Annotated in this window: 12 protein-coding genes; 1 reads left to right on the top strand and 11 read right to left on the bottom strand. The window is 73.5% G+C overall.

Going from position 1 to position 14,435, the window contains the following annotated elements:
- The 9 genes from ABT336_RS15410 to ABT336_RS15370 form a co-directional block, all read right to left on the bottom strand.
- A partial coding sequence (locus ABT336_RS15410) for a hypothetical protein (RefSeq protein ID WP_350897253.1) occupies window positions 1-1,606 on the bottom strand: 1,606 nt, incomplete at its 3' end.
- Window positions 1,606-2,805 carry a glycosyltransferase family 4 protein gene (locus ABT336_RS15405; RefSeq protein ID WP_350897252.1) on the bottom strand — a complete coding sequence of 400 codons (1,200 nt, stop codon included), beginning with the start codon at window positions 2,803-2,805 and terminating at the stop codon, window positions 1,606-1,608. The genes ABT336_RS15405 and ABT336_RS15410, both read right to left, overlap by 1 nt.
- Window positions 2,805-3,752 (bottom strand): glycosyltransferase family 2 protein, encoded by a 948-nt coding sequence (locus ABT336_RS15400; protein WP_350897250.1) that lies wholly within the window; start codon window positions 3,750-3,752, stop codon window positions 2,805-2,807. The genes ABT336_RS15405 and ABT336_RS15400 overlap by 1 nt, the downstream gene beginning before the upstream one ends.
- A complete protein-coding gene (locus ABT336_RS15395; RefSeq protein WP_350897248.1) occupies window positions 3,743-5,053 on the bottom strand; it encodes an O-antigen ligase family protein in 1,311 nt (436 codons plus the stop codon). The genes ABT336_RS15400 and ABT336_RS15395 overlap by 10 nt, the downstream gene beginning before the upstream one ends.
- The gene (locus ABT336_RS15390; protein WP_350897246.1) at window positions 5,050-6,210 is read right to left on the bottom strand and encodes a glycosyltransferase; all 1,161 of its coding nucleotides are present in this window, start codon (window positions 6,208-6,210) and stop codon (window positions 5,050-5,052) included. Before ABT336_RS15390 ends, ABT336_RS15395 begins: the two co-directional genes overlap by 4 nt.
- Entirely contained in the window at window positions 6,203-7,522 is a 1,320-nt protein-coding gene (locus ABT336_RS15385) for a glycosyltransferase family 2 protein (protein ID WP_350897245.1), read from the bottom strand. Before ABT336_RS15385 ends, ABT336_RS15390 begins: the two co-directional genes overlap by 8 nt.
- Window positions 7,519-8,367 carry a class I SAM-dependent methyltransferase gene (locus ABT336_RS15380; protein ID WP_350897243.1) on the bottom strand — a complete coding sequence of 283 codons (849 nt, stop codon included), beginning with the start codon at window positions 8,365-8,367 and terminating at the stop codon, window positions 7,519-7,521. The genes ABT336_RS15385 and ABT336_RS15380 overlap by 4 nt, the downstream gene beginning before the upstream one ends.
- A complete protein-coding gene (locus ABT336_RS15375) occupies window positions 8,364-9,923 on the bottom strand; it encodes a lipopolysaccharide biosynthesis protein (RefSeq protein ID WP_350897241.1) in 1,560 nt (519 codons plus the stop codon). Before ABT336_RS15375 ends, ABT336_RS15380 begins: the two co-directional genes overlap by 4 nt.
- Window positions 9,916-10,917 (bottom strand): sugar transferase, encoded by a 1,002-nt coding sequence (locus tag ABT336_RS15370; protein ID WP_350897239.1) that lies wholly within the window; start codon window positions 10,915-10,917, stop codon window positions 9,916-9,918. Before ABT336_RS15370 ends, ABT336_RS15375 begins: the two co-directional genes overlap by 8 nt.
- Before the next feature lie 268 nt (window positions 10,918-11,185).
- Here ABT336_RS15370 and ABT336_RS15365 point away from each other — a divergent pair, with 268 nt between their 5' ends.
- Complete coding sequence (locus ABT336_RS15365) at window positions 11,186-12,238, top strand: NAD-dependent epimerase/dehydratase family protein (protein WP_350897237.1); 1,053 nt, start codon at window positions 11,186-11,188, stop codon at window positions 12,236-12,238.
- Window positions 12,239-12,374: 136 nt separating this feature from the next.
- On the opposite strand, the gene rfbD is transcribed toward ABT336_RS15365, so the two are convergent.
- Together rfbD and rfbB are read right to left on the bottom strand one after the other, a co-directional pair.
- On the bottom strand, window positions 12,375-13,316 hold the full coding sequence (rfbD, locus tag ABT336_RS15360; RefSeq protein WP_350897236.1) for a dTDP-4-dehydrorhamnose reductase: 942 nt from the start codon (window positions 13,314-13,316) through the stop codon (window positions 12,375-12,377).
- Window positions 13,313-14,347, bottom strand: coding sequence for a dTDP-glucose 4,6-dehydratase (gene rfbB / locus ABT336_RS15355; RefSeq protein WP_350897235.1), 1,035 nt, complete (start codon window positions 14,345-14,347; stop codon window positions 13,313-13,315). Before rfbB ends, rfbD begins: the two co-directional genes overlap by 4 nt.
- Window positions 14,348-14,435 lie beyond the last annotated feature (88 nt).

The raw sequence follows: 14,435 nt of genomic DNA, 5'->3' as shown, positions 1-14,435 counted from the left end.
GGACCCTCGCGGAGGCCCGGTGCTGCCCCGCCGCCGGCACCAGCGGACGCTCCGCCACCGGAGCCACCGGACGCTCCACCGGCGGCTCGACAGGTTGCTCCACCGGGGACACCTCGACCGGGTCGCCGTGGTCGGGCTCGACCGAGGGCGTGGCCTGCTCGGTGGCGGTCGTGACGCACGGCGCCGCGGGACGGTTCCGGGCCGCCCGGCGGCCCCCCGGCACCACGGGGGTGACCTCGGAGGTCCGTCCGGTCAGGGCCCGCAGGATCGGCGGCGCGACGGTGTCGACCACCGACGTCTCGACGGGACGACGGCCGGTGTGGTCCACCGCACCGACGGCGATCACCCCCGCCAACGGCAGGTTCAACCGGCGCAGCAGCCGGGCCGCCCGGACCGCCTCGGTCAGCCGGGTCCGACCGGCCACCACCACCAGCAACACCCCGTCGACGTGCCGGGCCAGGGTCGCGGTGTCGCAACTGGCAAGCACCGGTGGCGCGTGTACCACCACCGAGTCCTCGGTGTCGTCGAGCAGGTCGAGCAGCTCACCGAGGTCCCCGGTGCCGTCCGCTGTCAGGCTCTCCTGAGGATCGGTGGGCAGGACGGTGAGGGTCGGGTGCCCGGCCAGCGCCACCGGGGTCCGGTGGTCACCGAGGACCTGCTGCCAGGTGAACGACGCGTCGGGGAAGTGCCCGGACAGCACCGGATCCCGTACGGTGCCGTCGACCAGTGTCACCCGACGCCGCTCGGCGGCCATCCCGAGGCCCACCAGCGCGGTCACCAGCGCCGCCCCGTCGTCGTCGTGCACGCTGGTGACCAGCAACCGTCGACGCTTCAGCGGGGCGCTCAGCATGCTCAACGCCGAGACCGTCGCCCGGGTCCGGTCGGCGACCTCCGGGCGGGCGAACAGCGCCCCGGCGTGGTGCCGGGCGAAGCGCCGGGGCAGCGGTGGGAGGACACCGACGACAGGCAGGGCCAACCGGGACTCCATCTGCCCGACGTCGCGTACGCACCCGTCGAACCGGTCGCGCAGCAGTGTCGCCCCCCATCCCACCAGCAGCCCGATCAGGGCCCCCAACGCGTTGTTGAGCAGCGGCTTCGGGAACGAGGGCAGCGTCGGTGGGCTGGCCGTGTCGACCACCCGGGTGGTGACCGAGGTGTCCCCGCCGAGTTCCAGCCGGGTCAGCTGCCCGCGTACGGCCCGGCTGGCGGCGTTGGCGATCGCGGCGGCCCGCTGCGCCGAGTCGGCGTCGGCCCGTACCGTGACGATCTGCAGGCCCGGTTCGAAGGTGCCCCGGACGTGGCCGTCGACAGCCTTCTCCGGCAGGGACAGGGCCTTCGCCGCGTCCACCGCCACCTCCCGCGAACCGACGAGCTTCGCCACCGTCGGGGCGAGGTTCTGGGCCAGCGCAAGGCTCATCTCGGCCGGCCGGTCGCCGTCGGGCGGGTTCGCCACCACCAGGATCGAGGCCTGCGCCTCGTAGCGGGCCGGCAACGCCGGGGTCACCGCCTGGGCGGCGGCCAGCCCGGCGCAGAGCCCGAGCAGGGGCAGGACCACCCGCCGCCAGGAGGCGTTGACCAGGTCGTTGAGGTCTATCGAGCTTCCCATCAGGCCCTCGCCTTCCACATCGCCGCGGGGACGTCGTCCGCCAGCGGGCCGGTCGGGGCACCGTGCGTCGACAGCGCACCCCAGACCTCACAGAGCTGGTCGGCGACCCGCTCCCAGGTGAACTCGGTGTCGACCCGGTGCAGCCCCCGGGCCGACAGGTCGTCGGCCAACCCCGGTTCGTCGCGCAACCGCACGAGCCGGTCGGCCAGGGCAGCCACGTCCCCGGCCCCGAAGATCAGACCGGCGTCGCCGACGACGTACGGGATCTCACCGACGTCGCTGGCGACCACCGGCACCCCGCAGGCCATCGCCTCGACGAGGACCCGGCCGAACTGCTCGCGCAGCGGTACGCCGACCCAGGGCAGGACGTTGCGCTGGACCACCTCCACCGAGGGCAACGCGAGGGCGTTCATCCCGCCGAGCAGAGCGGGCAGGTCGTCGTGGCCGACCCAGGCGTGCCGCCGGATGCGACCGGGACGCCGACGGGCGGCCCGGTCGACGTCGGGCGTCAGGCTGCCGTCCCCGACCAGCAGCACGTCGCAGTCGGCGATCTCGGCGGCCCGCAGCAGCTCCAGCACCCCCTTGTGCGGCTCGAACCGGCCCACGAACCCGACTGTGAACCGGCCGGAACGGCCGGCGTCGGCCGGTGGGCGGAACCTGCGGGTGTCCACACCCAGTGGAACGATCCGGGTGTCCCCCCGGTATCCCTTGGCGCGCAGCACGTCCCGGGCGGTCGGGGTGATCGGCAGGATCACGTCGACCGCCCGGTACGCGGCCTGCTCCAGCAGCGGGAACGGCATCGGGAACCGGGTCACCACGTTCTGCGCGGCGTAGAGGGTGGTCGGCACCCCCGGCCACCGGCGTCGACACCGCCGCAGGACCTGCCACGTCGACAGGTAGGCGGCCTCACCGATCAGGTGCACCACGTCGGGCGGTTCACCGGGAAGTTCGGCCGAGCCCAGCCTTCGGAACATCACCGAGGCCATGTGTCCGCTGCGCCCCTCGCCGATGCGGTGCGCCACGACCCTCGGGTGGAAGTGGGGGTGTCGGCGCGACAGCCTGTCGAAGTCGCGTCGGGTGGCCGGGGAGACGTCCGCGGCCAGGACGGTGAGCCGCAGCCCGGGCCGTTCGCAGAGGACGTCGAACAGGTCGCACCAGTGCTCGGTCCGCGAGCCGACGACTGTGGTCAGGACATGCATCACAACTTTCCTCCGCTGGGGAGTCGGGTGACCGCGATGCGGCCCACCCGGGTCCAGGCCCGCATCCGGGCCACCCCGGCCCGTGGTTGCAGGGACAGCCGTACGCCGGCCAGGGCGATGCCGACCAGTGCCCGGAGCAGGACGACGGCGCGTACGGCGTGTCGGGTCCGGGGCCGGTGCCGGCTGAAGAACAGCAGCATGCTGCGGTAGAGGTGGGGCCAGATCCACACCGGGTCGCTGCTACTGGCCCCACCGGTGTGGCAGGCGCTCACACCCGGCAGGTACAGCACCTCGGCCCCACGTCGTCGGGCCTGCAGACAGAACTCCTCGTCCTCGTAGTACATGAAGTACGCCTCGTCCAAACCGCCGACGGCGGTGAACAGGCCGGTGTGCACGGCGAGGCAGGCCCCCGACACCCAGTCCACAGGTGTCGGCCGGGCACCCCGCAGACAGGCGTCGTACGCCTCGCGGCGCTGCCGACCCGAGAGCCACCGGCGCAGCGCAACCGGCACCAGCAGCCCCCCGAACCGGCTCGCCACCACAGTGGTCAGGGTCTCGAACGGGTGGGCGCTGACAGCGACCCGACCCGCCCCGTCGACCAACCGGGGACCGGCCACCCCCGGACGGTCGGCCACCGCCCGGACCAGTTCCGACACCGTCCCGGGTGGGACGACGCAGTCCGGGTTGACGAGCAGCAGCACCGCGCTGTCGACCCCTGCCGCAGCCCGGTTCACCGCCACGGCGAAGCCCAGGTTCTCGGCGCTGGGCAGCACCGTCACCTCGGGGAAGTGCCGCCGGACCAGGTCGACTGTGTCGTCGCTGGAGGCGTTGTCGACGAGTCGTACCGGCAGGTCGGCCTCGCGCAGGGCGGTCAGGGCGGCGACGATCTGCCGTGCCGAGTTGTGGGTCACCACGACGGCTGTGGCGTCGGGACGGGTCACTGCCACACCACCTCCTCGGGACGCCGGGCAGCGGGTATCGCCGCCGCCACGACCGGCCCGGGGTCGCGTACCGGCAGGGTGAGCAGGGTCAGGGCGGGCAACAGACCCAACTCCCAGTGCCCGTCGGTCGGCGCGGCGAACAGGGCGGCGCAGAGGAACCCGCAACACAGGGCGGCGCAGGGCACGGAGAGCGAGTCCCGGGCGGCGAGTCCGGCCCGGACGCTGCGCAGGATCGGCCAGAGCACCAGGGCCAGCCCGACCAGCCCCACGTTGGCCAGCAGGGTCACGTAGTAGGCGTGGTAGACCGGGCCGACGTCGGTGAAGGCGAAATCGGCGAGGTAGATGTCGGTGGTGGACTGGCCGAGCCCGGCACCGAGCACCGGACGCTGGGCGAAGACGTCCAGACCCACACCCGACTCCGGCCCCCGGTACCCGGCGGACTGTTGCAGCCCGGTGCCGATCTCCTGGGCGCGTTCCTGCACGCCGGGTTGCAGGGCGAGCAGACCACCGACCACGAGCCCGGCCACCGCCGTCGCGGCCAGCCCGGTGCGGACCGCCCGCCCACCGAAGACCAGCATCACCGCGATGGTCACCAGGGCGGCCAACCAGATCCCCCGGTACGAGGCCAGCAACACGTCGGCGGCGAAGAACCCGGCCAGCGACACCGCGACGACCCGCCGCCAGCCCCGTACCCGACCGGCGATGAACACCAGCGGGGGGATCGCCAGGAGGGTGAGCAGCCCACCGTGCCGCCCCGGCTGGGTCATCGACACCGCGGTCAACCCGGTCGCCACGACCACGTACAGCGCCCCGGCCGCGACCAGCCGTCGGGTGGTGGTGAGGGTGTGGGTGGCGAGGAAGAAGTAGAGGGGCAGGATGGCGATCTGGTAGCCGGCGACCAGGACCTCGGTGGGCAGGTTGCCGACCGCCAGCCCGTACCCGGCGGCCACGATCGTCAGTCCGACAAGGGCCAGCATCCCCACGTCGGCGACGGTCCGCCGCCCCTTCGGGTCGACGCCGAGCCAGCGCCGCACGACCAGGGCCACCACCCCCGCCGCCAGGAGCACCAGGTGGGTGGCGACGTACACCCTGACGTCCCCCCCACCGACGACCCCACCGACGGTCGCCCCGCCGAGGATCCCGACCGGCAGCACCGCCCACGGCCAGAGCAGGAACACGAAGAGGATCACCACGGCACCCGCGCCCACCAGCGCACCCACCCCGGGCAGCATCAACAGCACCGACACGACGGCACCGAGGACGAAGCCGGTGAGCACCACACCGGCCAGAGCGACGGCCCGCCTCACCGGGGCAGCCCTTCCAGCAGGCCCCGCAGGTGTCGGCCCCGTACGGCCCACCTGTTCTCCAGCGCCACCGCCCGCCGTCGGGCGACCTCCTCCGGCACGTCGGCGACGTCGAGGGCGGCAGTGATCGCCTCGGTGAACGCCTCCGGGCCGGCGGCGAGCCTGACGACGTCGGTCAGGTCCCGCAACGCCGGCAGTGGGGTCGCCACCACCGGCTTGCCCAGGGCGAGGTACTCGTAGCACTTCTTCGGGTGCACGTAGTCGATCCGCCCCCCGACCCGGTACGGGATGACGGTCACGTCACAGCCGCGCAGCAGCTCCGGCACGTCGCCGTACCCGGCCGGGCCGGTGAGCACCACGTTGCGCAACCCGCGCAGCGGCGCCCGCCCGGCACGGGTGCTCGGCCCCACGAGCAGGAACGTCCACTCGGGTCGGGACCGGGCCACGGCGGCGACGAGGTCGGCGTCGAAGGCCCGGGTGTCCACCGCCCCGCAGTAGCCGACGACCGGGCCCTGGAGTCGGTCCACCTCGGGCGCGGTCGGGCCGTCGGGGGCGAAGTGGGTCGGGTCGCAGCCGTTGGGCAGCACCACGGGGGTCGGGCCGAGCGGGGGCATCCGCTCCGGGAGGGCGGTCGAGGAGGCGAGCACCAGGTCGGCGGAGGCCACCGCCCGGGCGAGGTTGCGACGCAGGTGCCCACGGTTCCACCACCTGGTGAAAGTCCAGTCCAGGTCGGTGGCGTCGTAGACGACGGCGGCGGCGGCGAGCCGGGCGGCGCAGGGCGCCGCCAGGTCCTCGTCCAGCCAGAGCAGGCGTACGTGCCCACCGTCGCGGTGCAGCCATCGGCGCAGCGCCGCGACGGCCACCCACCGGTTGACGAGGTTGCCGACCGGGAGGTGACGGCCCAGGGGCACGGCGGTGGGCGGTACGACGTGCCAGAGCGCCCTGTCGACCCGGGCCACCGTCGTCCGCCACCGGGGGTACCCGCCGGGCGGGTCGACGAAGAGCACCCGGTGGTCGGCGGTGAGTTCCCGGGCCAGGGCGTGCTGCCGGTGGGCACCGCCACGCCAGGGGGTGGCGCTGAACAGCACCACCCACGGGGCGGCCCGACCCGGCTCGGCCCCGGACGCCGTGGGGTCCGGCCGGGTGGTCAGCTCAGTCATGGCCCACCCGCTGCCCCACCGGCACCCGGGCCGGGGCCGTCACGACCTCGTCCTCACCGACCCGGCCGAGGACGGGGCGGGCCCGGTGGTCGTCCAGCCGCAGGAACCGGACCCCGGCCTGCCGGTCGAGCCACCGGCGTACGGCCCCGGCGGCGACCCGCCTGTTGATCCGGTCGGCGACGGGAAACCGGTCACCGAAGGGCAGTGCGGTCGGCGGGGTGAGCCGCCACCGGGCCCCGTCGAGGGCGACGACGTCGCTGCGCCACCGGGGTCGGTCGGCCGGGGGGTCGACCAGGAGCAGCCGACCACCGACGTTGGCCTGCTCGGCCGCCGCCCGGGCGTTCGGGGCCGGCCAGGCGTCCCTGGTGAACACGATCAGCCAGTCCCGGATGTCCCCGTCGGGCAGCGGTCCCACGTCGCCGCGCAGGGCGGCCCGCAGGTCGGGCAGGCCGAGCTGCACCTGTCGTCCACACACCACCTTCAGCAGGTGGTCGGCGAGCACCACCTGCCGGAACAGGGCCACCCGGTGTCGGGGCTGGGTCAGCCCCAGGTAGCCGACCAGGCTGCCGAGCAGGTGCCGGTGGCGGATGGCGGGGCCCAGCAACCGGCAGGAGGCGCCCCGGACGTGGCTGACCGCCGCGTCGGGAATCATCCACACCTGGTGTCCGGCCTCGTCGAGGCGGCGGGCGAGCAGGGCGTCGTTCCAGTAGACGGGGAACCGTTCGTCGAAGACGTCGTCGGGTTCCAGGACCTTGCGGCGCAGCATCATGCAGCTGCCGGAGGCGAGGCGGCGGGGTCGGCTGAAGTCCTGGCCCCGCATCTGGAAGGTGTGCAGGGCCTGCCGGAACCCGGGCACCCGGCGCAGGACCGTGACCAGGGCCAGGGTCGCCGGGAAGCTGGGCAGCTGCACGTAGTGCTGCTGGAAGCTGCCGTCGGGGTTGAGGTAGAGCGGGCTCACCCCGGCGGCGTCGGGGTTGTCCCGCAGGAACCCGAGCATCCGGGACAGGGCGCCGGGGTGGAAGTGGATGTCGCTGTTGAGGAGCAGGACCAGCTCCCCCCGGGAACGCCGGTACGCCTGGTTGACGGCGGCGGCGAAGCCCCGGTTCCGGTCGTTGCGGATGAGCTGCACCCGGGGCCAGTCGGCCAGCATCTCGGCCGAGCCGTCGCGGGAGGCGTTGTCGACGGCCACCACCTCGTAGTCGAGGTCCGGGTCGACCGTCTCGGCCAGCGACTCCAGACACAGCCGGGTCTGTTCCCTGGTGTTCCAGCTGGTCAACAGGATGGACAGGGTGGGCCGGACGGCGGCGCTCATCGGGGTGTCCTGCCGTCCGCGCGGCGGGCGAAGACCCTCAGGAGGTCGCCGAGGTGCGGGTGCCGCATCCGGGGTGAACCGCAGGCCACCCAGTCGGCGACCAGCAGGTTGCGGGCCTGACGCAGCCGGGGCAGGGGCTTCCAGTAGAACCTGCTGAAGACCGTGTCGTGGGAGACCACCTGGAATCCGGCGTCGAGCAGCATCCGGGTCAGGGTCTCGGGGGTGAAGTGCCAGCGGTGGTACTCGGGTGCGACGGCCGGCCAGTCGTGGCCGAGCCGGTCCGCCGCCGCCGACGCGATGTTCGGCACCTCCAACGCCAACCACCCACCCGGCGACAACACCCCCCGCGCCGCCCGCAGGAACACCCGAGGATCATCAACGTGCTCCAACACGTGGAACGCACACACCACATCCGCCCGCAACGACGGCGCCACCTGCTCGAAGTACCCCTGCCGCACCGGCATCCCCAACCGGTCCACAGCGAACCCCGCCGCCGCCCGCGACACCTCCACACCCGTCACCGTGAAACCGGCACCCTGCGCCGCCTCCAGGAAATACCCACCCGCACACCCCGCCTCCACCAACACCGACGGCCCCACCACCGACGACAACCACCGCAACCGCCGACCCGCCTCGAACCGGCGGGGCGCGGCCAGGAAGTAGTCCTCGTAGCCGCCGCCGGTGAAGTAGTCCAGGTCGTAGCGGGCCGATGGTTCGGCCGGGTCGGGGACCGTCCAGCCGAGGCCGCAGCCCAGGCACCGGCGCAGGCGTCCGCCGAGGGACGGCCGGTGGGGCTTGTCGGTTCCGCAGGTCAGGCAGGCGCGGGCGGTCACGTCGATGCTCACCGGCGTCCTCCCCCGGCCGGTACGACGACGGATCGGGCGGCGTCGGCCACCGACCGCAGCCGGGTCCGCTCGTCGGCGCGCAGGTAGCCGCAGAGCAGCAGCAGTGCCGCGGCGAGGGCGAGGACCACGGCTGCCCGGCTGGTCAGTGCCGACAACGCCCCGGCCCGGCCCGGCCCGTCGGGCAGCAGGCCGGTCAGGGCGGCGGTGGCCAGCCCGGCGACCGTCGCCGCCGCGGCCGGGGGCCAGAGCACCCGCAGCATCGGCCCGACGGGGCGGGCGGTGGCCCGGTGGAAGTGGGTCAGGAAGTACCCGGTGGCCAGCGCCACCCCGAGCGAGGTGGCCAGGGGTACGCCCAGCGGCCCCAGCAGGACCAGCAGTGGCACCGTCAGGGCGAGGTTGATCGCCACCGACAGGACGACGTACCGGGTCTCCAGACCGGGGCGGTTCTCCACCCGGGCGGTGACCGTCGCCGCGCCGGCGATCAGGTTCAGCGCGTACGCCGGGGCGAGGATCGCGATCGTCGCCCCGGCCCAGGGCACCGGGTGACCCAGCCAGAGACGGACCAACGGGTCCGCCGCGACCATCAGGGCGGCAGCCGCCGGGGCGAGCACCATCGCCAGGTAGCGCAGTGTGGTGAGGTAGAAGCCGTCCAGCCAGGCCCGTCCCTCGACGGCGGTACGCCGGACCGCCTCCGGGAAGATCACCAGGAGGGCGAGGCTCGGCGGCAGGCGCAGCAGGTTGAGCAGGCGGACGCCGAGGTCGGCCGAGCCGGCCACTGTCGGGCCGAAGGCGGCCCCGAGGACCAGTTTGTCGAGTTCGACGTTGATCGCCCCGGTGCCGCTGGTCACCTGGACGCGCAGCCCGTACCCGGTGACCCGGCGCAGGTCCCGGTGGGGCAGTCGACCCCAGCGGGGGGCCAGGTGCCGGTGGCCGCGCTCGGCCGCGACGGCGAGCAGGACGGTCCGCAGGATCCCGGTGCCGGCGGTGCAGGCGGCCAGTTCCACGAGTCCACCGCCGAGGCGGAGCACCACGACGGTCACTGTCGCCCCGAGCACGGCGGTGACGGCGGTGACCACCGCGAGGGCGCCGTACCGTTGGACTCCCTCGAGCATCGCCCGCCAGGGCACCTCGACGCCGCCGGCGACCACCCCGAGCAGCAGCCACAGGGTGGCGTGCCAGGCCTCCCGGGTGAGGTCGCCCAGCCGCAGCAGCCCGCTGAGCCAGGGCCACCCGGTGGCCAGGACACCGAGCAGGAGCAGTCCGAGCAGGAGGCCCCAGCCCAGTCCCAGTCCGAGCAGCCGACGGACTGTCACCGGGTCGCTGTCGGTGCCGGCGACCTCCCGGACCAGGGCCGACCCGAGTCCGAGGTCGAGGACGGCGCCCATGGCGAGCAGCCCGGACAGCAGCACCCAGACGCCGAACTCGGCGGGGCCGAGGTGCCCGTACACGACGGGCAGGGTGACCAGGCCGGCCACCGCCATGACGACGCGGGCGCCCAGCATGCTGAGGGTGTTGCGGGTCAGGCGGCCACCCGCGCCCCCGCTCGGTTCAGCCACGCGGGAACCCCCGCAGCAGCTCCAGGACGGTCAACGCCAACAGGGTGAGGTCGACCCGCAGCGACCGGCAGTTCAGATAGAGCAGGTCGCAGCGGAGCTTGTCCTCCACCGTGGCCGCGTAGCCGCCGGTGAGCTGCGCGATGCCGGTCAGGCCGGGCCGGACCAGGTGCCGCAGGTCGTAGTGGGGCATCCGGCGAAACTCGGCGATGAACTCCGGTCGCTCCGGGCGCGGGCCGACCAGGCTCATGTCGCCGCGCAGCACGTTCCACAGCTGGGGCAGTTCGTCGAGGCGGGAGCGGCGCAGGAACCGGCCGATCCGGGTGACGCGGACGTCGTCCGGCTGGGCGAGCACCGGGCCGGTGTCCCGTTCGGCGCCGGTCCGCATGGTCCGGAACTTGATCACGTGGAAGATCCGGCCACCGGCGCCGACCCGCTGCTGGCGGTAGAAGGGCGGCCCGGTGAACGAGATGACGACGGTGATGGCGAGCATGACGGGCAGGGCCAGTACGGCGCCGACGGCGATCGCCGTCAGGTCGAAGCAGCGTTTGAGGCCCTCGCCGGTGCCCCGGGGCGGACCGGAGCGGAGTCGGATCCAGGGCAGCCCGCCGAAGCGGCGCAGGCTGGGGGTGTGCAGCAGCCCGTAGACCGGGCGGGCCAGCACGAGGATCTCCACGCCGAGTTCCCGGCAGACCGCCACAGTGGGTTCGTCGATGTTCTCCAACGAGTGCTTGAGCAGCAGCACCTGGGGGCGGACCCGACCCAGGACCGCGGTCAGCCCCTCCCCCGGCATCGGTGCGGGGATCCGCAGGACCACGTCGAACTCGTCGTCGAGTCGGTCGGGTGGGGCGGTGCCGTCGTACGGCTCCACGACCATGACCCGGGTCCGGCGCTGGCCGGGGGCGCGCACTCCCGGTACCCGGGGGCTCCGGCGGTCGCCGTCGAGCAGGGACGCTGCGGTGTTGCGGCAGACCGGCTCGGTGGCCGTTCCGCTCATCCCGTTTCCCCTGGGTGTGGTGACCGGGGGCTGATCCACGTCGTGCACCTCCTGACAGCTGCACCTGCTTAACGCCGAAAGGCACCCGAAGGGCACTATCGTCCATTTACCGGAATAAGAAGTAGATTAGTGACAAAACAAAGGTTATTCAGATCCGCAAATCCGGACACATCGGTTTTTAATGTGCCAGAATCACACCATCACGGTTCAGTCCGGCCCATCCGGGCCGATGCCAGAACCGGCCAGACCGCCGCCAAGGAGTCTCACGATGGAAGTACCGTCGATGGCGAAGCCGTCCCTACCGGGCAACTCGGTGCCGAGCCGAGTGCTGGTCACCGGCGGGGCCGGGTTCATCGGTAGCAGCGTCGTCGCCCGGCTGATGCTGATGGGCAGCCACGTCCGGGTGGTCGACGACTTCTCCACCGGCCACATCGAGAACCTCGCCGACGCCGCGTACGGCGGGCTCAAGGAGTCCGACGTCCTCGAAGGCGACATCCGGACCGCCGAGGCGGTCGACGTCATCCACGAGTGGGAACCGGAGGTGGTCGTCCACCTCGCCGCGCAGAGCAGCGTCCCGGCCGCCCAGGAGGCCCCACTCTTCGACGCCGACGTCAACATCTTCGGCACCATCAACGTCCTCGACGCCTGCGCCCACAGTGGCGTGAAACTGTTCGTCTACGCCGCCAGCAGCGCCGTCTACGGGATGGTCCCCCCGGAGGCCCTCCCGGTACGCGAGGACCGCGCCCTGGCCGCGACCAGCCCGTACGGCATCAGCAAGGCCGTCGGGGTCTGCTACCTCGACTGGTACCGCCGCGAACACGGACTCGCCTTCACCGCCCTGGCCCTGGGCAACGTCTACGGCCCCGGACGCGTCGACGGCAACCCCGGCGTCGTGTCGGTGCTGACCGAGACGCTGCTCGACGGCGACCGGCCCACCATCTACGGCGACGGCGAGCAGACCCGCGACTTCGTGCACATCAGCGACGTCGTCGACGCCGTCGCCCGCGCCTGTCACCACCCGGGGGCGGGGCTCGTCAACATCGCCACGGCCCGGCAGACGAGCATCAACGACCTGTACCGGACGGTCGCGGCGACAGTCGGGTCGGACCTCGCGCCCCGGTACGAGACGCACCCCGAGGGGGGCGAGATCCGTCGGATGGCGTTGGACAGCGGCAAGGCCCTGCAACGCCTGGGCTGGCGGCCCACCATCGGGCTCGCCGAAGGGGTGCAGCTCACCGTCCGGGAGACCCGTCGACGCCGCACCGGCACCCAGCGGACGTACCGGCCCCTGACGGAGCAGCCGGTGCCCGTAGGACGGTGATCCCGGCCTGCGCCGCCCGGGTCACCGGCGGCGCAGGCGACCGACCGGTCCGACACCCCTGCCGGCGGGGCCCTCCCGGGCACCCGTCGGCGAGCACAGTGGAACCGTCGTCACCGACGTCCAGACGGATCGGGCTTCACCCCGGGACTCGACCCGGCAGCGCCGGGGTGCCGACCAGCGTCGGCTCCGCCGCCCGCGCCGCCCGGCCGAGGTCGGCGAAGACCGCCCCGGCCAGCGCGGACCGCACCTGCTCGCGCCAGTGCGGCTGCGGTGGCACCCCGCCCTCGCCCCACCGGGCGTGCCCGAGGTCGGTCCGGACCGGGCGCAGGGCCGGACGGGGAAACCGATGCCGCGACACCGGCCGGACCCGGTCGACGTCGAGCCCGGCCAGGTCGAAGACCGCTCTGGCCAGCCCGTACCAGGTGGTCCGCCCCGCACCGGTCCCGTGGTAGGTGCCCGGGGGCGCGAGGCCCGCGTGCGCGGCCCGCCCCAACGCCACCAGCTGACCGGCCAGCGCCGTCGTCCACGTCGGCTGACCGGTGACGTCGTCGACCACGTCGACGTGCGACTGTCGGGCGGCCCGGTCGAGCATGGTGGCCACGAAACTGGGACCGTGGGCGCCGTACAGCCAGGCGGTCCGGACCACGTAGCCGCGTCGGGGCAGCCACCGCCGGACCGCCTCCTCCCCCACCAGCTTGCTCCGCCCGTACGCGTTGACCGGGCCGGTCGGGGCGTCCTCGGCGTACGGGGCACCGACGGTCCCGGCGAAGACGTAGTCGGTGGAGACCTGGAGCAGGACCGCCCCCGTCGTCGCGCAGGCCCGGGCGAGGTGTCCCACCGCCACCCCGTTGACCTCGGTGGCCTCGGCCTCGGCCTGCTCGGCGCCGTCGACGTCGGTCCAGGCGGCGGCGTTGACCACCACGTCGTGGCCGGGCACCGCGTCGGCCACCGCCCCGGCGTCGGTGACGTCGAGGGTGCTGCGGTCCGCTGCCGTCACCACCGCGCCGGTCTCGGTCAACGCCGCCACCAGGTCCCGCCCGAGCATCCCGGCGGCACCGGTGACCAGCCAGCGGGTCACTGCCGGTCCCCGTCGGCCAGCGGGGTGGCCGACTCCAGCCCCACCCGGGCCACCGGCACCTCCGGGTCCGCCCCGCTCCACCACGACCGGTGCTCCCGGTACCACAGCACGGTCTCGGCGAGACCGGTGTCGAACGATGTGGCGGGGACGAACCCCAGCTCCTCACGGGAGACGGAGGTGTCCAGGGAGTAGCGGCGGTCGTGTCCCTGCCGGTCCGGGACGTACCGGACGCTGTCCCAGGTCGCCCCGCAGGCGGCGACCAGCCGCTCGGTCAGCTCCCGGTTGGTCAGCTCCGTGCCGCCGCCCAGGTGGTAGACCCGGCCCGCCCGGCCGTGCCGCAGGGCCAGCGCCAGCCCCCGGGCGTGGTCGTCGACGTGCATCCAGTCCCTGACGTTGCCGCCGTCGCCGTAGAGCGGCACCGGCCGCCCGTCGAGCAGGTTGGTGACGAAGCGGGGGACGAGCTTCTCCGGGTACTGGTAGGGCCCGTAGGTGTTGGAGCCCCTGGTCACCACGACCGGCAGCCCGTGGGTGCGGTGGAAGGCCAGCGCCATCAGGTCGGCACCGGCCTTGCTGGCCGCGTACGGGGAGTTCGGGGCGAGGGGCGTGTCCTCCCGCCACGAGCCGTGGTCGATGCTGCCGTACACCTCGTCGGTGGAGACGTGCACGAACCGGCCGACCCGGTGTCGGAGGGCGGCTTCGAGCAGTTCGGCGGTGCCGAGGACGTTGGTGCCGGCGAAGATCCCGGCACCGGCGATCGACCTGTCGACGTGGGACTCGGCGGCGCAGTGGACGATGGCGTCGTGTCCGGGGACGACCCGGTCGAGCAGACCGGTGTCCCGGATGTCGCCGGGCACCACCCGCAGCCGGGGGTCGCCGGTCACGGGTGCCAGGTTCGCCGGGTTGCCGCAGTAGGTGAACAGGTCCAGGACGGTGACGGTGGCGTCGGCCAGGTCGGTGAGACCGCCCGACAGGACGCCACGAACGAAGTGTGAGCCGATGAATCCGGCTCCGCCGGTGACCAGGATTCGCACTCCCACAGGCTATGTCAGCCCGTACGGAATGGACGCCGTCTCACTTTCGACACGCGGAGAGCAATGGCCGGAAACACACTTCACCGCC

This window comes from Micromonospora sp. NPDC000207, from assembly GCF_040300925.1.
Classification (GTDB): Bacteria; Actinomycetota; Actinomycetes; order Mycobacteriales; family Micromonosporaceae; genus Micromonospora.
The sequence above is the reverse complement of the archived record's forward strand: the minus strand, read 5'-3'. Positions and strand labels throughout refer to the sequence as shown.